Below are 20,138 nucleotides of genomic sequence, written 5' to 3' on the forward strand. Positions count from 1 at the left end.
GCTCACACCCCGGGTGCGGTCCCGGCCCTGCCGGGGCGGGTGGACTGCCCGTGCCGTAACCTTCCGGCGTGACGTCTCCTGGTCCGGACGCCGCGGGCCGGGACGTGGGAGCCGCGGGGTCGCGCCGTCGACGCCGGTTCCCCCTCTGGGCGGTCGCGGCGCTCGTCGTCGTGGCGCTGCCCGCGACCGGCCTCCTCCCGGCGGGCGACGCGCGGGACCTCGTCTCCCGCACCGGCCCGGTCCTCGTGTTCCTCCTCGCGATCACGGTCGTGGCGGAGCTGTGCGCGGGCGCCGGGCTGTTCGACGTCGTGGCGGGGCGGGCCGCGAGCGCGGCCCGGGGCCGGCGGCTGGTGCTGTGGGCGCTCGTGGTGGTCATGGCGACGGCGAGCACGGTGGTCCTGTCGCTCGACTCGACCGCCGTCCTCGTCACGCCCGTGGTGCTCGCCCTCGCGCGGCGGACGGAGTCACGTCCGCTGCCGCTCGCCCTGACGGTCCTCGCGCTCGCGAACACGGCCTCGCTGCTGCTGCCCGTCTCCAACCTCACGAACCTGCTCGCCGCGTCGCGGTTCGGCACCGGGTACGTCGGCGTCATGTGGCTGCCGGCGCTCGCGGTGCTCGTCGTGACGGTCGTCGTGCTGCTGGTCCTGCACGGGCGGTCGTTCGTCGGTCGCTTCGAGCCCACGGCACACGGCCCGACGCCGCCCGACCGCGTGCTGCTCGTCGTGACGGGAGTCGTGGTGGCGCTGCTCGCGATCGCGTTCGCGGCGGAGCTGCCCGTCGCCCTCGCCGCGCTCGCCGGGGTCCTCGTGCTCGGTCTCGCCACGTGGTGGCGCAAGGTGCCGCTCCTGGTGCCGGTGCGCGAGATGGTCCCGTGGCGCTCCGCGCTCGTCGTCGCGGCGCTGTTCGTCGTCGTGGAGACGTGGCACGCGCACGGCCTGGGCGGCATCCTCGACGCGGTCGCCGGGGACGGGACGGGCGGCGGAGACCTGGCTCAGCTCGCCGCCACGGGAGTCCTCGCCGCCAACGCGGTGAACAACCTGCCCGCGTACCTCGCGCTCGCCCCGACGGCGGGGGAGGACGTCGACCGGCTCGCGACCCTGCTCGTCGCCGTGAACGCCGGACCGCTCGTCACACCGTGGGCGTCGCTCGCGACCGTGCTGTGGTGGCAGCAGTACCGCCGGCACACGTTCGGCAGCGGAGCGCCGCCCGTGTGGCCGGTCCTGCGACAGGGTCTGCTGCTCGCGCCGCTCGTCGTCGCGGCGGGGGTCGCGATGATCATGCTGCGCTGATAGCGCGGGACGGTGCGAGGATCGCGTCTCGGGCCGACGATCGGACGGTGGGACGGCGAGGAGGACCGGTGCGGGCACGCGCACGGCGGGTGATCGGGGCGACGCAGTCGCAGTGGGTGCGGCACCCGAGGTGGTCCCTCGCCGTCAAGGGCGCGGTCGCCGCGGCCCTCGCCTGGTTCGCCGGCGTGCTCGCGCCCGAGCCGTTCTCCGACTACCCGTACTACGCCCCGCTCGGCGCGGTCGTCGCGACGACCAGCACGCTCGCCCGCTCGGTGCGGGAGTCGTTCCAGGCGCTCGCAGCGCTCCTCGTCGGGGCGGTGATCGCCCGAGGGGTCGACCTCCTGCTGGCGCCGAGCGCGCTGTCCGTCGCGCTCGCCGTCGGCCTCGCGCTGCTGTGCGCCGGCTGGAGCCGGCTCGGCGACATGGGGACGTGGGCGGTCACCTCGGCGCTGTTCGTGCTCATCATCGGGAACACCGACAAGTTCGGCTTCGTCGGGGCCTACGCAGGACTCATCGTGCTCGGGGCGCTCATCGGTGTCGGCATCAACCTCCTCGCGCCGCCGCTGCCGCTCACCCCGTCCGAGGACGCGCTCGACCGGCTGCGGGACACGCTCGTCGACCAGGTCGGGGCGCTCGCGGTCGGGCTGTCCGGGGAGCGGCCGGCCTCGCAGGACGAGTGGGACGAGCGGCGTCGTGCGCTCGAGCCCACGCTCGGGCAGGCGCGGGAGTCCGTCGCGCGGATGCGGGAGGCGGCTCGCGGGAACCTCAGGCTGCGACGGCACCGCGACTGGGCGACGTCGCAGGTGCGCCGCGCCGGCGAGCTGGAGACGTCCGCCGACGTCGTCGGCATCCTCGTCCGGCTCCTCGTCGAGTGGGAGGGGGACGGCCGCGACGGCCTCGCGCTCGGACCCCGTCTGCGTCCCGCTGCTGCCCGGGCGCTGGAGAGCTACGGTGCGGCGCTGAGCACCGTCGACATCGAGCCTGCCGACGGCGACGCGCTCGCGGACCTGGACCGGTCCGTCGGGGACCTGCGCCGTGAGCTGCGGGACGCTCGCCGGAACGGGGACGAGGACTACTTCGTCGCGGGCGCGCTCGTGCTCGCGCTCCGCCGCGGAGCGGCGACCCTCGCCGCGAGCTGAGCCCCCCGGGACCTGCTCGGCGTGCTGCGATGCACGACGTCGAGCGCGTCGATCCCGTCCACCCCTTGACGCCCGGGAGATCCCTCTCGTAACGTCTGCACTGTTGTAGCGCAAGAAGTTGACAGTCTCGCAGCACAAAGCAGTGCCTCTGCTGCAACTCTCGCACCTACCCGACCCACCTGAGACGTTCCGCGCCACCAGCACGGCCGCGGCCCGTCGTCGGGCATCGACGCCCGCGGGTGGACGACCCCGCCGTCCGGCGGGAGAACGAGGACGTTCATGAGAACCCCGTGGAAGCACGCGACCGTGGCCGGGGCCACGCTCGCGCTCGTCGTACCCCTCGGCGCGGTGGCCACCGCCCACGCCGCACCCGCCCCCACCGCGGTCGTCGCCGCGGCGGCGGCACCGGCCAACCTCGCGCTGCACCGGCCGATCGCGGCGTCGTCCGTCACCCAGACCTACGTGGCGGGCAACGCGAACGACGGCGACGCGAGCTCGTACTGGGAGGGCGCGGGCGGGCAGTACCCGTCCGACCTGACCGTCGACCTCGACGGCGACGCCGACCTGACCAAGGTCGTGGTCAAGCTGCCGCCGCCTGCCGTCTGGTCGACCCGGACCCAGACCTTCTCGGTGCTCGGCCGGATCGACGGCGCGAGCACGTTCAGCACGCTCAAGGCGTCGGCGACGTACACGTTCAACCCGTCGACGGGCAACGTGGTCGAGATCCCCGTGACCGCCGAGGCCTCCGACGTGCGCGTCGTCTTCACGGCCAACTCGGGCGCCGCCAACGGGCAGGTGTCCGAGCTCGAGGTGTGGGGGACCCCGGGCGACGACCCCACCGACCCCACCGACCCGACCGACCCGACCGACCCCACCGGCACCAACTACGCGAAGAACCGGCCCGCCGTCGCGTCGTCGACCGAGTGGACGTACGCCGCCGCGAACGCGGTGGACGGGCAGACCGGCACGTACTGGGAGGGCGCGGGCGGGCAGTACCCGTCGACGCTCGACGTGTTGCTCGCCTCGCAGACCCAGCTCAGCCGCGTCACCGTGCGCGTCAACCCCGACGCCGCGTGGGGTGCGCGCACCCAGACGTTCTCCGTGTGGGGACGGTCGGGCACGGGCGCGTGGCAGGAGCTCAAGGCGTCCGCGGCCTACGCGTTCGCGCCGTCGAGCGGCAACACGCGCAGCGTCGACGTCACGGGCAGCGTCACCGACGTCCGCCTGCGGTTCACGGGCAACACCGGCGCGGGCAACGGCCAGGTCGCCGAGCTCGAGGTCTACGGCGCGCCCGCGCCCAACCCGAACCTCACGGTCGGTGCCGTGACCGCGAGCCCGGCTGCGCCCACGGAGAAGACCCCCGTGACCCTCACGGCCACGGTGCGGAACACGGGCGACCGGGCGTCGTCCGCCACGACGCTGGACGCGACGCTCGGTGGGACGAAGGTCGGCTCGGCAGCGGTGCCGGCGATCCAGCCTGGCGCGAGCGCCCAGGTCCAGGTCGCGGCGGGGACGCGCGGAGCCGGCGAGTACACGGTCGGCGCCGTCGTCGACCCGGCGAACACCGTCGTCGAGCAGGACGAGTCCGACAACGCGCACGTCAGCGCGACGAAGCTCGTCGTGAGCGAGGCCGCCGGCCCCGACCTCCAGGTCCTCGGCGTCGCACCGACGCCCGGCAACCCGGCCGTCGGTGCGAAGGTCTCGTTCTCGGTGCAGGTGAAGAACCGCGGCTCCGAGGCGGTGCCGGCAGGGTCGGTCACGCGCGTCGTCGTGGGCTCCACCACGCTGAACGGCACGACGCCGGCCGTGGCGGCCGGTGCGACCGTCACCGTCACGCCGAGCGGGACGTGGACCGCGACCAACGGCGGGGCCACGGTCACGGCGATGGCGGACGCGACCGGCGTCGTCGCCGAGACGAACGAGGGCAACAACACCACGACGCAGTCGATCGTCGTCGGGCGCGGCGCGGCCTCGCCGTACACGACGTATGAGGCGGAGGACGGCCGGTACACCGGCACGCTGCTCCAGACGGACGCGGTGCGGACGTTCGGGCACACGAACTTCGGCACCGAGTCGTCGGGCCGCAAGTCCGTGCGCCTCGACTCGACCGGCCAGCACGTCGAGCTCACCTCGACCGTGGCGACCAACTCGATCGTCGTGCGCAACGCGATCCCCGACGCCCCCGGCGGCGGCGGCCAGGAGAAGACGATCAGCCTCTACGCGGACGGCCAGTTCGTGCAGAAGCTCACGCTCTCCTCGAAGCACTCGTGGCTGTACGGGAACGTCGACGGGCCCGAGGCGCTGAGCAACACGCCGAGCGGCGACGCGCGTCGCGTGTTCGACGAGTCGCACGCGCTCCTGCCGAGGTCGTTCCCCGCGGGCACCGTCTTCACGCTCCAGCGCGACGCCGGTGACGACGCCGCGTACTACGTCATCGACCTGGTCGAGCTCGAGCAGGTCGCGCCGCCCACGTCGAAGCCGGCCGGCTGCACGTCGATCACCGAGTACGGCGCGGTGCCGAACGACGGGCTCGAGGACACCGCCGCCATCCAGGCCGCGGTGACCGCGAACCAGGAGGGCGACATCGACTGCGTGTGGATCCCGGCGGGGCAGTGGCGCCAGGAGAAGAAGATCCTCACCGACGACCCGCTGAACCGCGGCATGCACAACCAGGTGGGCATCAGCCATGTCACGATCCGCGGCGCGGGCATGTGGCACTCGCAGCTCTACAGCCTCATCCAGCCCCAGGACGCCCCGGGCATGATCAACCACCCGCACGAGGGCAACTTCGGGTTCGACATCGACGACAACGTCCAGATCTCCGACATCGCGATCTTCGGCTCCGGCCGGATCCGCGGTGACAACGGCCAGCAGGAGGGCGGCGTCGGGCTCAACGGGCGTTTCGGCAAGGACACGAAGATCACCAACGTGTGGATCGAGCACGCGAACGTCGGCGTGTGGGTCGGGCGCGACTACACCAACATCCCCGAGCTCTGGGGGCCCGGTGACGGCGTCGAGTTCTCCGGCATGCGCATCCGCAACACCTACGCGGACGGCATCAACTTCAGCAACGGGACCCGCAACTCGCTCGTCTTCAACTCGTCGTTCCGCAACACGGGCGACGACGCGCTCGCCGTCTGGGCGAACCCGTACGTCAAGGACCGGAACGTCGACATCGGGCACAGCAACGCGTTCCGCAACAACACGGTCCAGCTCCCGTGGCGTGCCAACGGCATCGCGATCTACGGCGGCTACGACAACTCGATCGAGAACAACCTGATCTCCGACACCATGAACTACCCCGGCATCATGCTGGCGACCGACCACGACCCCCTGCCGTTCTCGGGGACGACGCTCATCGCCAACAACGGTCTGTACCGGACCGGCGGGGCGTTCTGGAACGAGGACCAGGAGTTCGGCGCGATCACGATCTTCCCGCAGACGCACGACATCGTCGGCGTCACCATCCGCGACACGGACATCGTCGACTCGACCTACGACGGCATCCAGTTCAAGAACGGCGGCGGCAACATGCCCGACGTCAAGATCACGAACGTCCGGATCGAGAAGTCCAACAACGGCTCCGGCATCCTCGCGATGGGCGGCGCCCGCGGCAACGCGATCCTGACGAACGTGACGATCACGAACTCGGCCGAGGGCGACGTAGAAAAGGAGCCAGGCTCCCAGTTCACGTTCTCGTCCGAGTAGCACCCACCCGCCGAGCACGACCTGAGGGTCGCCAACCACCCGTTGGCGACCCTCAGGTCGTTCTCGCGGGCGGAGCGCCTCCGTCGTCGCTGAGCGATTCCGGGCTTGTTGTCGGGTTCGGGTTCGGGAACGTGCGGCGCGCGAGGAGGACCACGCCCAGCGCGCCGGCGACGAGCGCCGCCCCGACGAACGGCACGACGCCGAGCCCTACCCCGGCGAGGACCGCCCCGCCCAGCGCGGCACCGCCCCCGATGCCGATGTTCGCCGTGGTGTTGACGAGCGCGCCGGTCATGTCCGGCGAGGCGCCGTGGGTGCGGATCGCCGAGGTCTGCAGGACCGAGGGCGCCGCGCCGAACCCGGTGCTCCACACGGCCGCGGCGACCAGCACCCCGACGATGCCGGGGAACGTCAGCCCGACGACGAGCATGCCGGCGCCGATCGTCGCGAGCGCGACGACGGCGGTGCGGCGCTGGTGCGAGTCCAGCCGGGCGGCTGCGTACGCCGTCCCGACGAGCCCGAGCGCGCCGAGCACGAGCAGCACCGGTCCGAGCGTCGACGCCCCCAGCCCGGCCGCGAGCAGCAGCACCGACACGTACGTGTACACCGTGTACTGACCCAGGAACGTCAGCCCGTTCACGGTGACCGCGAGGGCGAGCGCCGTGCGCCGGGTCGACCGGGCGGCGTCCGCGGGCGGCGCCCCGCCCCCGGGGACCGGTGGGAGCACGACCGCGATCATCGCCGTCGCGAGGGCGCACACACCCGCGAGCACGAGGAACGCCGTGCGCCAGTCGGTGGCGGTCCCGAGCGCCGTCGACAACGGCACGCCCAGCACGAACCCCGCGGTCCCGCCCGCGGTGACCAGCGCGAGCGCCCGTCCGGTCAGGTAGGGGCGCACCAGGCGCGACGCGTACCCGATGCTCACCGAGAAGAACACCGCGTGCGCCACCCCGCCCAGGGACCGCGCCGCCGCGACGACCGCGAACGTCGGCGCGAACGCGACGAGCACGTTGCTCGCCGTGTAGATCACGAGCGTGGTCAGGAGCAGCCCCTTGCGCGGCAGCCGACGCGTCCCGAGCGTCAGCGGCACGGCGAGCACCGCCACCATGAACGCGTAGGCGGTGACGAGCAGGCCCGCGACGGACTCGGTGACACCGAGGTCGTCGCTGATCAGCGGGAGGAGCCCGACGGGCACCATCTCGGTGGTGATGGCGACGAACGTCGCGACGACGAGCGCCCCGATCCCACCCGCGGCCCCGCGGATCGTGGCGGCCCGTGCATCGGCAGCACGGCCCGCGCCGACCGCGCCCCCCGCATCCGCCGGGTCCGCCCGGTCGGCCGTCACGCGGCGTGCCGGTCGAGCAGCTCGACGAGCCGGTCCAACGCCCGCGGCGCCTCGCGCAGCACGGAGATGTGCCCGCCCTGCGGGTCGAGCCACAGCTCGGCGCCCGGTACGTGCGCGGCGACCCAGCGCCCGTGCGTCGCCGGCACCACGGTGTCGCGGCCGCCGTGCAGGACCAGGGTGGGGACACCGACGTCGGGCACGGCGAACCCCCACGGGCGGACGTAGGCGAGGTCGTCGTCCGTCGCCGGGGCGGGACCGGCCGCGACCGCGGGCCCGACGACCGCGTCGAACCACGACCACTCCCCGTGCAGGGCGTCCAGGTCGCCGGGGGTGAACTCCATGTCGTCCTGCCAGTCCGACGCCGCGAGCGCCTCCTTCTCCGCGCGACCTGCCACGGCCGCGCGCAGGGACGTCACGCCCGACGGCGCCATGCCGGCGAACCAGTCGAAGCCCTCGGCGGTGGCCGTGACGTACGGCGCGAGGCACCCGCCGACGATCGCGCCCGTCACCCGCTCGCCCAGCAGCGCCGCGCACGCGAGCGCGTGCGGCCCGCCGCCGGAGTGCCCCATGACCGCGACCTGATCGACGGCCAGCGCGTCGAGGACCGCGGCGACGTCGTCCGCGGCGGACCCGACGGAGCGGTCCGGGTGGGGCGTCGACCCGCCGTACCCCGGCCGGTCGTAGGCGACCCACCGGATCCCGAGCCTGTCCGCGACGTCGAACAGCGGGGCGGGCGGCAGGCCGATGTTCGGCGTCCCGTGGTGCCAGACGACGGTCACCGCCTCGGTCCCCGGCGACCGGCCCTGCGGGGGCCGGTCGTACGCGTGCAGCACGCGCCCGTCCGCGGTCGTCACGTCGCGCTCGGTCACGTCGGTCATGGCCTCTCCTCGTCCGGTGGCAGGGTGGACCGGACGGACCGGCCGCACTCATCGTGCCGCAGTCCGAGCGTGGACCGGGTGGCGACCGCCGGACCCTGGGTCCGCGCCGGCCGCGCACCCGGCGGCTCACGCCTTGCGCTGAGCGGTGGAGCGCGCCTCGTTCGCCTGGTGCGCCGCCTTCGGATCGAGCTCGTCCGCCTTCGCGTGCACACCCTCCTCGACGGCCCGACCCAGCGCGTCGTCCACCGAGCGCCAGTACGCGAACGCACGCTCGAGCACCGGCCGGCTGACCCCGTTGAGCAGGTGGCCGACGATGTTCTCCACCAGCCGCGCCCGCGCCGCGTCGTCCATCACGTCGCGCACCAGCGTCCCGGCCTGCACGAAGTCGTCGTCCTGCTCGTGCGGCACGTACGCGGCGCGCACCATCTCGCCGTCGGACTCCCAGCCACGCTCGGCGTCGAGCGCGCCGCCGTCGGCGTACGGACCGCCGTACGAGTTCGGCGCGTAGACCGGGTCGCCCGGGTTCTCGTGCCGACCCGCGCCGTCCTTGAGATAGGACCGGACCGGGACGTGCGGGCGGTTGACCGGCACCTCGGTGTAGTTGACGCCGAGCCGTGCGCGGTGGGCGTCGGCGTAGGAGAACATGCGCCCGAGCAGCATCTTGTCCGGGCTGACGCCGATCCCCGGGACGAGGTTGCTCGGGGAGAACGCCGCCTCCTCGATCTGGGTGAAGTAGTTGCTCGGGTTGCGGTCGAGCGTCATGCGGCCGACCTCGATCAGCGGGTAGTCGCCGTGCGGCCACACCTTCGTGAGGTCGAACGCGTTGAACCGGTAGGTCTTCGCGTCCTCGTACGGCATCACCTGCATGTAGAGCGTCCAGCTGGGAGGGTCGCCCGCCGCGATGTGCTCCCACAGATCGCGGACGTGGTAGTCCGTGTCCATCGAGGTCATCTGGTCACCCTCGTCCTGCGTGAAGAACTCGATGCCCTGGTCGGTGTGGAAGTGGTACTTCACCCAGAACCGTTCGCCCGACGCGTTGACCCACTGGTAGGCGTGGCTGGAGTAGCCGTTCATGTGCCGCCACGAGCGCGGGATGCCGCGGTCACCCATCAGCCAGGTCACCTGGTGGGCGGACTCGGGGGAGAGGGTCCAGAAGTCCCACTGCATGTCGTGGTCGCGCAGGTTGTTGTCGGCACGGCGCTTCTGGGACCGGATGAAGGCCTGGAACTTCATCGGGTCCCGGACGAAGAAGACGGGGGTGTTGTTGCCGACCATGTCGTAGTTGCCCTCGTCGGTGTAGAAGCGCAGGGCGAAGCCGCGCGGGTCGCGCCACGTGTCGGGGCTGCCGAGCTCACCGGCGACCGTGGAGAACCGGGCGAGCATCTCGGTCGTGCGGCCCGGCTGGAACATGTCGGCCCGGGTGTAGGCGCTGACGTCGTGGGTGACCTCGAAGCGGCCGAACGCGCCGCCGCCCTTCGCGTGCGGCTGGCGTTCCGGCACCTTCTCCCGGTTGAACCCGGCCATCTGCTCGATCAGGTGATGGTCGTGCAGCACGATCGGGCCGCTCGGGGAGACGGTGAGGGAGTGCTCGTCGCTGGCGGCAGGAGCGCCGTTGGTGGAGGTGGACCGTGGGTCGCTGCTCATGGGTGGTGACCCCTCGCTCGAAGAGACGTGCGGACCCGTCCAACGTAGGAGCGTGCCCGGGAGCTCGCGAGACGGGAGCGCGGTCGAGCAGCAGGGCGGCCGTGGGAGGCTGGGCGGGTGCGTGCGGAACCGGTGACCGAGGCCGTCCTCGTCGAACGGGTCGTCGACCTCGTGCTCGGATCGCGCGCCTCCCGGTCCGCCCGGGACCCTGCCCGCGGCGTCGTCCGCGTGCTCGTCGACGGCCACCCGACGACGCACCCCGAGGCGCTCGCGGACGCGCTGGTCGCACCCCTGCGCGCGGCCGGACGGCCGGCCGCGCGAATCCGCGTCGCGGACTTCTGGCGCCCTGCGTCGCTCCGGCTGGAGCGTGGGCGCGAGGACCCGGACGCCCTCCTCGACGACCGGATCGACGTCTCGGGCCTGAACCGTGAGGTGCTCGACGCCGTCGGGCCGGGCGGGTCCGGGCGCTACCTGCCGAGCCTGCGCGACCCCGTCACCGACCGCGCCACCCGCGCCGGCTACGTCGAGGCGGAGCCGGGTCTGGTCGTCGTGCTCGCCGGGTCGCTCGCCCTGGGCCGAGGGCTCGCGACCGACCTGGCCGTGCACCTCGCCGTCCGGCCCGCGACGCTCGAGCGCCGCACCGCGCCCGACGACGCGTGGTCCCTCGCCGCGTACGCGCGCTACGAGCAGGAGACGCGCCCGCAGGAGGTGGCGGACGTCGTCGTGCGGGTCGACGACGCCCGCCGCCCCGCGATGGTGGTGCGCTGACGGGCTGCTGACACGGACGCGGCCCCGGGGCGGGCGGCGGCTCAGCGGGGCAGGTGCTGCTCCACGAGCTCGACGACGGCCGGGTCGTCGGGCAGCGTGCGGGGCCGGAACCGGTGCACCTCGCCACCGGGCAGCACGAGGAACTTCTCGAAGTTCCACGTGACACGACCGGCCTTGCCGTCCGCGTCGGGCGTCTTCTTCAGCTCGGTGTACAGCGGGTGGGCGTGCCGGCCGTTGACGCGCACACGGTCCACGACGGGGAACGTCACGCCGTAGGTCGTGGAGCAGAACTCCTGGACCGCCTCGTTGCTGCCCAGCTCCTGCAGGAACTGGTTGCTCGGGAACCCGACGACCTGGAACCCGCGCTCGCCGTACAGCTTCTGCATCGACTCGAGCGTCGCGTACTGGGGTGCGAGGCCGCACCGGGACGCGACGTTGACGACCATCACGACGTCGTCGCGGTGCTCCCCGAGCGTGTGCGTGGAACCGTCCATCGCCTGGAACGGGATGTCGTAGAGACCCATCTGCGCATCCTGCCACGCCCTCCTGACCTCACTTCTCGGCGGCGGCGGGGGGTTACGGTGCGAGCATGCGGATCGACGGCACGGTGGCGCTGGTGACGGGTGGGGCGTCCGGGCTGGGCCGTGCGACGGCGCAGGACCTCGTCGCGGCCGGTGCGCGCGTCGTGGTCGCCGACCTGGCGTCCTCCGACGGCGCAGCGGTCGCGGACGCGCTGGGGGACTCGGCGCGGTTCGTCCCCACGGACGTCACGGTGCCCGACGACGTCGCTCGCGCCCTCGACGTCGCCGACGACCTGGGTGGGGCGCGGGTCGTGGTGAGCTGCGCCGGGATCGTGCTCGCGCAACGGGTGGTCGGCAAGCGCGGTGTGCACCCGCTCGACGCGTTCCGGCGCGTCGTCGACGTCAACCTCGTCGGGACGTTCGACGTCGTGAGCCGCGCCGTCGAACGCATGCTCGCGCTCGACCCGCTGCCCGACGCCGACGACGCCGACGACTCCGCCGACTCCGCCGGCCCCGGCGCGCCGGACGCGCCGGACGCGCCGGACGGGCCGGGGGAGGAGCGGGGCGTCGTGGTCCAGACCGCGTCGGTCGCGGCGTACGACGGGCAGGTCGGCCAGGCGGCGTACGCGGCGTCGAAGGGCGGTGTCGCCGCACTGACGCTGCCGCTCGCGCGCGACCTCGCCCAGCACCGCATCCGCGTCATGACCATCGCGCCGGGGATCTTCCGTACCCCGATGATGGCGTCCCTGCCCGCGGCGGCACAGGAGTCCCTCGCCGCCCAGGTGCCGCACCCGAGCCGCCTCGGTCGCCCGGACGAGTACGCGCGGCTCGTGCGCGCGATCGTCGAGAACCCGATGCTCAACGGCGAGGTGATCCGTCTCGACGGCGCCGTGCGCATGGCGCCACGCTGATCGGGTGGTCCACCATCCGAGGCACGTCCGGGTCGCGGCGCGGAGCCTGGCACCATGGAGGCCCCGCCACGCACGAAGAGGACGACCGAGAGCCCATGACCGCCCCGTACGACCCCTCGCAGGCTCCGCCGCCCCCACCCGTCGACGACACGTACGTCCCGGCCCCGTACGGGGGGCCGCAGGGTCCGCAGGGCCAGTACACGCAGCAGCCGACGTACGGCACCGGGCAGCCGAGCTACGGCGCGCCGGTGCCGACGGAGGGCACGCCGGGCGGCACGGGCCGCCCGCGCAACCGGGACGGCCTCGTCGTCGGGGCCGTGGCCGGAGGGTCTCTGGTCTTCGCCGCGCTGGGACTCGTGCTCACGTACTCGATCTGGGGTCCGCCGTCGTACCCGGACCCCGTGGTCGCGGCACCCGCGCCGGTCGAGTCCACGGAGCCGAGCGAGGACCCGGCGGAGGGTGAGGCGGGCCCGGAGGACGAGCCCACGCTCGGCTCGGACACCGTCAACGCGCCGCTGGACGACACGTACCGCGCGAGCGACGAGATGGACGCCGAGAAGGGCCCGGACCTCGCGCCGATGTCGTGGGACTACTACGGCGACAACGACTGGGTGGTCAACGACTACGACCTGAGCCTGACGGCGCGGCACGACTTCGACTGCGCCGACATGCCCGCGATCCCCGCGCTGACCGAGGGCGTCGGTGACGCGTGCGAGCAGGGCTTCGAGGTGCGCATCGTCTCCGGCGAGGGGCAGGCGAACGCGATCGACCTGGTCGTCGTGGACGTGGGCTCCGAGGACGAGGCCGACGAGATCGCCGCCGCCTTCGAGGCTGACGTCGCGTCCGACGGCCCGCTCGCAGACACGTCCGGTGCCGCCGACGAGGAGCTCCGGGCGCCTGCGCCCCCCGGCTACGAGGACGCCTACGCGGGTCTCGACAAGGGGTACGCGGGGGGCAACCTCATCAGCACGGGCGAGGTCGTCGTCCTGATCCGCCCGGCCGACCTCGTCGCGACGAAGTCGCCGGAGTTCTCCGACCTCGTGCGTGCCGCCGCGCTGGTCGTGACCGACCACGAGGTGGCCAAGCTGTTCTAGCGGTCCGCCCGTGCGAGGGCGTCGGAGCCCTGACGGTCAGAGCACGACGCTGCCCGCGACGACGGTCACGCTGTCACCGCCGACCCAGACCGTCCCGGTGCCGTCGCGCTCGACGTGCACCCGGCCGGCGCGGCCCAGCGCAGCACCCTGGGCGGCCAGGTACCGACCGGGCAGGCGCCCGTCGGCGGTGAGCCACTGCCCGACGACGGCCTGCAGGCTGCCCGTGACGGGGTCCTCCGGGATGCCCATCCCGAGGGCGAACCCGCGCACCTCGACGGCCGCGCCGTCGGGACCGGTACCGTCGGGACCTGTGCCGGCGGGGTAGAGCCCGGCGACCCCGACGGACAGGTCGGGGTGCGTGGCGCGCAGCGTCGCGAAGTCGGGCGCGAGCCCGGCGACCCGCTCGGCCGAGTCGAGCAGCAGGACGCGCCAGCCCGGTCCGTTGTCGAGGAACCGGTGGTCGAGGACGGCGCTGCCCGGGACGCGCAGCGCGGAGACGATCGCGGCGAGCTCGCCGTCGTCCAGCGGCTCGTCGCTCCGCAGCGCCGGCGCCGCGAACGCGAGGCGTGGGCCGCCGTCGGCGTCGCGGCGGACCGTCACGGGCCCGACGCCGCACTCCTGCACGACGACGTCGTGAGCCGCGGGTCGACCGCCGGACTCGAGCCAGGCGTGGCACGAGCCGAGGGTCGGGTGCCCGGCGAACGGCAGCTCACCGGTGGGGGTGAAAATTCGGAGGCGGTAGTCGGCGCCGTCGGCAGCGCCCTGCCGTGTCGGGGGCAGGACGAAGGTGGTCTCGGAGAGGTTCGTCCAGCGGGCGAACGCGGCCATCTGCGCGTCGTCGAGGCCTTCGGCCGCCAGGACGACGGCGACCGCGTTGCCGCAGGTGGGGGTGGTCGTGAAGACGTCCACCTGCGCGAAGGGTCGCGACTCCTCCTGCGCTCCGGGCAGGCCGTGTCGCGCTCGGGTGTCCCTGGTCATGGGGACAGCGTAGAGAGCGGCCCGATCAGTCGCCGAGCATTCAACTTATGCCGAATCGTGATCAAAAGATGTCGACAACGAGCCGAAGGGGCCTGTACGCTGCCAGCGTTGTCAGTCGACGGGGACTGTTGCGGGTGGTCCGATGACGAGCCCGCGTCGTATCTCGTGGACTGGATGGCCCATCCAGCAAGAGGAGCGACGATGCTCGTTCGCACGACCCCCCCGACCGCGCGCCGGTCACGAACCCGCCGCGGTGTCGCGGCCCTGACCGGAGGTGCGTTGCTCGCTGCCGCGTGGGTCGTCCCCGCGACGGCGGCCGACCTCCCCGAGCAGGAGCCCGGCGTCACGCTGCGGACGTTCCAGCTCGCCCAGGACCCGGGTGCCGTCTGCACCCTGAGGTCCGGGCAGACCCCGAACGTCGACAAGCTCATGCCGACGATCGACTGGAACTCACCCGACGACTTCGGTGCGTCGGACACCTTCATCTCCCAGGTCACCGCGAACCTCCATGTCGAGACCGAGGGTCAGTACACGTTCCGTGTGACCAACGACGACGGCGCGCTGGTCTACATCGACGAGCAGCTCGTCATCGAGAACGACGGTCCCAACGACTCGACGTCGGTCGAGGGGAGCGCGACGCTCACCGCCGGCGTGCACCCGCTGCGCATCGACTACTACGAGGGCGCGTACTCGGAGCGGCTGACGCTCGAGTGGAAGGCGCCGGGGAGCTCGGCGTTCGAGGTGGTCCCCGAGTCCGTGCTGAGCACCGAGGCGGGCGTCGTGCGCGTGACCGCGCCCGGCTACAAGTACTGCGAGGGCGCGACCGACACCGCCGGCGACGGCCTCCGTCTCGACACGGTGAACCCGAACTACGAGCTCGTCGACCTGCGTCCCGAGGGCTTCGAGCCCAAGGTGTCCGGCCTGGCGTTCACCCCGGACGAGCAGCTCGCCGTCGTGACCACGGGCGAGGTCAGCTCCGGTGGATGGCAGCCCGACCCGACGTCCGGTGAGGTCTTCTTCCTCGACGGTGTCGTCGACGCCACCGGCCCCGAGGACGTCACCGCGACCAAGGTCGCGGACGAGCTCCTCAACCCCATGGGCATCGAGGTCATCGAGGACTCGATCTTCGTCTCGGAGCGGTACCAGCTCACGCAGCTCACCGACCCCGACGGCGACGGCTTCTACGACGTCCACACGAAGATCGCGGAGTGGCCCGACGGCGGCAACTTCCACGAGTTCGCGTTCGGCCTCGTCCACGACGAGGACTACTTCTACGTGAACCTGTCCGTCGCGATCGACAACGGTGGCGCGACGACCAGCCCGCAGCCCGGCGAGAACCGCGGCACGTCGATCAAGATCGACCGCGAGACCGGCGAGGTCACGTACGTCGCGGGTGGCCTGCGCACGCCGAACGGTATCGGCTTCGGCCCCGACGGCGACCTGTTCGGCACGGACAACCAGGGCGCCTGGCTCCCCGCGAACAAGCTCGTGCACATCGAGCAGGACAAGTTCTTCAACCACTACACGAACCCGGCGGGGATGTTCGACGACAACCCCGTGAGCCAGCCGGCGCTGTGGCTCCCGCACAACGAGATCGCCAACTCCCCGGGCAACCCGATCCTCGTCGAGGACGGCGAGTTCGCCGGGCAGATGCTCTTCGGCGACGTCACCTACGGCGGGATCCAGCGCGGGTTCCTCGAGAAGGTCGACGGCGAGTACCAGGGCGCGGCCTTCCGTCACTCGGCGGGCATCGAGGTCGGCAGCAACCGCATCCTCTACGGCCCGGACGGCTCGCTGTACGTCGGCGGCACCGGCGAGGGCGGCAACTGGGGCGAGTCCGGCAAGCTGCGCTACGGGCTGCAGAAGATGGTCCCGGTGAACGAGGACTCCTTCGACATGAAGGAGATGCGGATCGTCGAGGGCGGCTTCGAGATCGAGTACACGGACCCCGTCTCCGACGAGGTGGCGGCGAACCTGGCCGACGCCTACCAGCTCAAGCAGTGGACCTACGTCCCGACGCAGCAGTACGGCGGCCCCAAGGTCGACGAGCAGCCGCTCTTCGTCTCCGACGCCCAGCTGTCGGACGACCGCACGACCGTCACGCTGCAGGTCGACGGCGTCAAGCCGGGCTACGTCGTGCACCTGCGCTCCCCGCGGCCGTTCGCGTCCGCCGACGGCGCCGAGCTGATCAGCACCGAGGCGTGGTACACGGCGAACTCGGTCCCGGGCTACGTCGCACCCGCCGACCGCGGCTGGTACGAGGCGGAGGAGGCTCGGCCGCTCGGAGGCTCCAACCTCGGCAGCGACCACAGCAACTACTCCGGTTCCGGCTTCGCCGCCGGGATGCAGAACGTCGGCTCCGGCCGCACGTTCTCGGTCACGGTCGACGAGGCGGGGACCTACCCCGTCAACGTGCGGTACGCCAACGGCATCCACCCGTACAACGAGCTGCGTGCCAAGAACGTGTCGCTCCACGTGAACGACGAGGACCTCGGCCAGTGGGAGTTCCCGACGACCGGTGACTGGAAGAACTGGGGCACCGCCACCCGTGACCTCGAGCTCCAGGCCGGCGTGAACACCATCACGATCGCCTACGAGGAAGGCGACCAGGGCAACATCAACATGGACGTCCTCTCCATCGGCGAGAACCCGGACATCTGCACGCCGGCCGACGTCGAGGAGGGCTACACCGGCCTGTTCGACGGCACGCTCGCGAGCCTCGACGACGGGTGGCGCATGGCCGGTCCGGGTGGCTTCGGTCGCCAGGACGACTGCTCGATCCGCGGTGAGGGCGGCATGGGCCTGCTCTGGTACCAGGAGGAGCTCGGCGACAGCTACAGCCTCAAGCTCGACTGGAAGCTCGTGAAGGACGACAACGGCGGCGTGTTCGTCGGGTTCCCGGACCCGGGGAACGACCCGTGGGTCGCGGTCAACGAGGGCTACGAGATCCAGGTCGACGCCACGGACGCCGACGACCGCACGACCGGTGCGGTCTACACCTTCCAGGGCGCCGACCTCGACGCCGTGGACGAGGCGCTCAACCCCGTCGGGCAGTGGAACGCGTACGACATCCGTGTCGAGGGAGACCGCATCCGCATCTACCTCAACGACACGCTCGTCAACGACTTCACGAGCACCGACCCGGCACGTCTGGTGAACAGCTTCGTGGGGATCCAGAACCACGGCGGCGGCGAGGCGGTCTCGTACCGCAACATCCGCGCCAAGGCCCTCACCGACGAGCCGGCGGAGCTGGCCGTGAGCACCACGGTCCAGGCCCGCTGCCTGGCAGGCAAGGCGTACGTCGCGGTCCGCGCGACGAACGACGACACCGTGCCCGCCGACATCACGCTCTCCACGCCGTTCGGCGAGAAGACCGTGGCGGACGTCCAGCCGGGCAAGTCGGCCTACCAGTCGTTCGCGGTTCGCGCGGCGTCGCTGGAGGCCGGCAGCGCCCAGGTGTCGGCGTCGGGTGACGAGCGGACCTTCGAGGCCGACGTCGCGTACGACGCGGTGTCCTGCGGCTGACGCAGCACATCACGCCTCGGGGGCGGCCGCCGCGTGCGGCCGTCCCCGGGGCGGCCCGGCCGGAGCGTGGTCCGACGGCGCTCCGGCCGGGACGTATCCTTCCGGCGTCCCCCGAACACTCGGGGGGCGCCGGATCTCGCCGTGGAGGACCTTCGATGCTCGCCCGTGCGCTCGACCGCCTCGGCCGTCTCACCGCCCGACGTCGCGTCGTCGTCCTCGTGGCGTGGGCGCTGCTCGTCGCGCTCGGGGTCGTCCTCGGCGGGGCGGTCTTCGACCGGACCCAGGACGTCGACGGCGCACCCGCCGGCACCGCGTCCGCGCTCGCCGCCGAGCGCCTGGACGAGCTCTCCCCCGAGGGCGAGGTCGTCATCGCGGTCCTCGGCGGCCGGGACTACTTCTCCGCGTCGCTCATCGACCAGGCCAGCGGCGTCATGGCCGAGATCCGCGAGATCCCGGGAGTCGTCGAGGTCACCGACGCGTACACCGCCGGCGGACTCATCGCTGACGACGGGCAGGGCTCGTTCGTGGCCGTCGAGCTCGACCAGGAGCTGGACGACGACGCGGCGCTCGCCGTCGCCCAGGAGGTCTCCGACGCCCTGCACACGATCGACACCCCCGAGGTTCTCGTCGGGGGCGCGCTCCTCGCCCAGGAGGCGTTCGTCGACCAGGCCGTGACCGACGCCGCCAGGGGCGAGAGCGTGGCGCTCGTCGTGCTGCTCGTGCTGCTCGTCGTCGTGCTCGGCGGCCTCCGTGCGGGTGCGCTCCCGGTGCTGTCCGCGCTCGCCACCATCGCGGCGGCACTCCTCCTCCTGAGCGGCCTCACCTCCGCGGTACCGGTGAACGAGTTCGCCGTGAACGTCGTGACGATCCTCGGGCTCGGGCTCGCCGTGGACTACAGCCTCCTCGTGCTCGCGCGGTTCCGGGAGGAGCGGGAACGGACCCCCGACGAGTCGATCGAGACCGTCATGGGTCGCACGGTCGACGGCGCGGGCCGCGCCGTGCTCACCTCCGGGCTCGCGGTCGGGATCTCGCTCGGCGGGCTCTTCCTGCTCGGCGACCCGCTGCTGTCCGGCATGGCGGTCGGCGGCGTCGTCGTCGTGCTCGTCGCGACGATCGCCGGGCTGACCCTCGTCCCCGCGCTCGTCGCCGTCGGGCACCGTCATGTGCCCGCGCCCGGCGCGCGCACCTGGGTGCGGCGCTGGACCCGGCGCCCCGGGACGGGCCTGCTCGGCCGGCTCGCGCGCGTCGCGCAACGGCGAGCGGTGCTCGTCACGCTCGGAGCGTGCGCGCTGCTCGTCGCGCTCGCCGTCCCCCTCGGGTCGTTGACGCTCGGGGACTCCGAGGTGCGGTCGCTGCCCGCGACGTCGGAGGCGCGGCTCGCGAGCGAGGCCGCGACGTCGCGGTTCTCGGATCTCGGGGTGGAACCGGTGACCGTGCTCGTCGACGCGCCGGTGCAGGACCAGGCCGTGCAGGACTACCTCGACGAGGTCGCCGCGCTGCCGGGCGTCACGGACGCGATGCAGGACGTCGACCTGCCGCCCGAGGTGACGGCCGTCGACCTGACGCCGCCCGGCGACGCCACCGGCGCCGACGCGCAGCAGCTCGTCCGCGACGTGCGCTCCGTCGACACCCGCGGTCTGTCCGTCCTCGTCGGCGGGCCGGCGGCCGAGCTGGTCGACACCCAGGAGCACATGGTGGAGCGTGCTCCGCTCGCGCTCGGCGCCGTCGTGCTCGCCACCTTCGTGCTGCTGTTCCTGCTGACCGGGTCCGTCGTCGTACCGGTCAAGGCGCTCGTGCTCAACCTGCTGACGCTCGCCGCCACGCTCGGCGTGCTGGTCGTCGTCTTCCAGCACGGGGCGGGTGCGGGCCTGCTCGGGTTCGAGCCGTGGGGGGCGCTCGACGTCACGACGCCACTGCTCCTGGGCATGCTCGTGTTCGGGCTGTCGATGGACTACGAGGTGTTCCTGCTCTCGCGCATGGCCGAGGAGTGGCGGCGTCGCGACCGGGCCGAGGACGCGCGCGTCGCGAACGACCGCGCCGTCCTGCGCGGGATCACCTCCTCCGGCCCCGTCGTCACGCTGGCGGCCGTGGCGATCGGTATCGTCTTCCTCGGGTTCGCGGCGGGCGAGCTCGTCGCGATGAAGGAGGTGGGCATCGGCCTGGCCGTCGCGGTCCTCCTCGACGTGACCGTCGTGCGGGGCCTGCTCCTGCCGTCGACGATGACCCTGCTCGGCCGCTGGAACTGGTGGCCCGGGACCACGCGGGACCGAGCGCGGGACCGCGAGCACCCCGTGGCCGTCGAGCCGGAGCTCGTCCCGCCGAGGTAGGACCCGGAGCCCTA

Annotated in this window: 13 protein-coding genes; 8 read left to right on the top strand and 5 right to left on the bottom strand. The window is 72.7% G+C overall.

What is annotated here, in order from left to right:
* The first annotated feature begins 68 nt into the window (after nucleotides 1-68).
* From IF651_RS05035 to IF651_RS05045, 3 genes are all read left to right on the top strand, one after another.
* Entirely contained in the window at nucleotides 69-1,289 is a 1,221-nt protein-coding gene (locus IF651_RS05035; protein WP_338403779.1) for an SLC13 family permease, read from the top strand.
* 68 nt (nucleotides 1,290-1,357) lie between these two features.
* The gene (locus IF651_RS05040) at nucleotides 1,358-2,428 is read left to right on the top strand and encodes an FUSC family protein (RefSeq protein WP_191828011.1); all 1,071 of its coding nucleotides are present in this window, start codon (nucleotides 1,358-1,360) and stop codon (nucleotides 2,426-2,428) included.
* Nucleotides 2,429-2,707: 279 nt separating this feature from the next.
* Nucleotides 2,708-6,136, top strand: a complete 3,429-nt coding sequence (locus tag IF651_RS05045) for a CARDB domain-containing protein (RefSeq protein WP_191828012.1) — start codon at nucleotides 2,708-2,710, stop codon at nucleotides 6,134-6,136.
* 52 nt (nucleotides 6,137-6,188) lie between these two features.
* Here IF651_RS05045 and IF651_RS05050 read toward each other — a convergent pair whose 3' ends face one another.
* From IF651_RS05050 to IF651_RS05060, 3 genes are all read right to left on the bottom strand, one after another.
* The gene (locus IF651_RS05050; RefSeq protein ID WP_338403780.1) at nucleotides 6,189-7,478 is read right to left on the bottom strand and encodes an MFS transporter; all 1,290 of its coding nucleotides are present in this window, start codon (nucleotides 7,476-7,478) and stop codon (nucleotides 6,189-6,191) included.
* Nucleotides 7,475-8,356 carry an alpha/beta fold hydrolase gene (locus IF651_RS05055; RefSeq protein ID WP_191828013.1) on the bottom strand — a complete coding sequence of 294 codons (882 nt, stop codon included), beginning with the start codon at nucleotides 8,354-8,356 and terminating at the stop codon, nucleotides 7,475-7,477. Before IF651_RS05055 ends, IF651_RS05050 begins: the two co-directional genes overlap by 4 nt.
* A gap of 126 nt (nucleotides 8,357-8,482) precedes the next feature.
* Nucleotides 8,483-10,000 carry a catalase gene (locus IF651_RS05060; RefSeq protein WP_191828014.1) on the bottom strand — a complete coding sequence of 506 codons (1,518 nt, stop codon included), beginning with the start codon at nucleotides 9,998-10,000 and terminating at the stop codon, nucleotides 8,483-8,485.
* A gap of 117 nt (nucleotides 10,001-10,117) precedes the next feature.
* Here IF651_RS05060 and IF651_RS05065 point away from each other — a divergent pair, with 117 nt between their 5' ends.
* Entirely contained in the window at nucleotides 10,118-10,768 is a 651-nt protein-coding gene (locus IF651_RS05065; RefSeq protein ID WP_191828015.1) for a nucleoside/nucleotide kinase family protein, read from the top strand.
* A gap of 41 nt (nucleotides 10,769-10,809) precedes the next feature.
* Here the strand turns inward: IF651_RS05065 and IF651_RS05070 are convergent, their stop codons facing one another.
* On the bottom strand, nucleotides 10,810-11,292 hold the full coding sequence (locus IF651_RS05070; protein ID WP_191828016.1) for a glutathione peroxidase: 483 nt from the start codon (nucleotides 11,290-11,292) through the stop codon (nucleotides 10,810-10,812).
* A 65-nt stretch (nucleotides 11,293-11,357) separates the two neighbouring features.
* Here IF651_RS05070 and IF651_RS05075 point away from each other — a divergent pair, with 65 nt between their 5' ends.
* Together IF651_RS05075 and IF651_RS05080 are read left to right on the top strand one after the other, a co-directional pair.
* Complete coding sequence (locus IF651_RS05075) at nucleotides 11,358-12,200, top strand: SDR family NAD(P)-dependent oxidoreductase (protein WP_191828017.1); 843 nt, start codon at nucleotides 11,358-11,360, stop codon at nucleotides 12,198-12,200.
* A 95-nt stretch (nucleotides 12,201-12,295) separates the two neighbouring features.
* Nucleotides 12,296-13,294 (top strand): hypothetical protein, encoded by a 999-nt coding sequence (locus tag IF651_RS05080; RefSeq protein ID WP_191828018.1) that lies wholly within the window; start codon nucleotides 12,296-12,298, stop codon nucleotides 13,292-13,294.
* A 36-nt stretch (nucleotides 13,295-13,330) separates the two neighbouring features.
* Here the strand turns inward: IF651_RS05080 and IF651_RS05085 are convergent, their stop codons facing one another.
* A complete protein-coding gene (locus IF651_RS05085) occupies nucleotides 13,331-14,272 on the bottom strand; it encodes a PhzF family phenazine biosynthesis protein (RefSeq protein WP_191828019.1) in 942 nt (313 codons plus the stop codon).
* Between the two features lie 201 nt (nucleotides 14,273-14,473).
* Between IF651_RS05085 and IF651_RS05090 the strand changes: the two genes are divergently transcribed.
* Together IF651_RS05090 and IF651_RS05095 are read left to right on the top strand one after the other, a co-directional pair.
* Nucleotides 14,474-17,797 carry a 3-keto-alpha-glucoside-1,2-lyase-like domain-containing protein gene (locus tag IF651_RS05090; RefSeq protein WP_191828020.1) on the top strand — a complete coding sequence of 1,108 codons (3,324 nt, stop codon included), beginning with the start codon at nucleotides 14,474-14,476 and terminating at the stop codon, nucleotides 17,795-17,797.
* Nucleotides 17,798-17,952: 155 nt separating this feature from the next.
* Entirely contained in the window at nucleotides 17,953-20,124 is a 2,172-nt protein-coding gene (locus IF651_RS05095; RefSeq protein ID WP_191828021.1) for an MMPL family transporter, read from the top strand.
* Nucleotides 20,125-20,138: the final 14 nt, after the last annotated feature.

It is taken from the genome of Cellulosimicrobium arenosum (genome assembly GCF_014837295.1).
Classification (GTDB): domain Bacteria; phylum Actinomycetota; class Actinomycetes; order Actinomycetales; family Cellulomonadaceae; genus Cellulosimicrobium; species Cellulosimicrobium arenosum.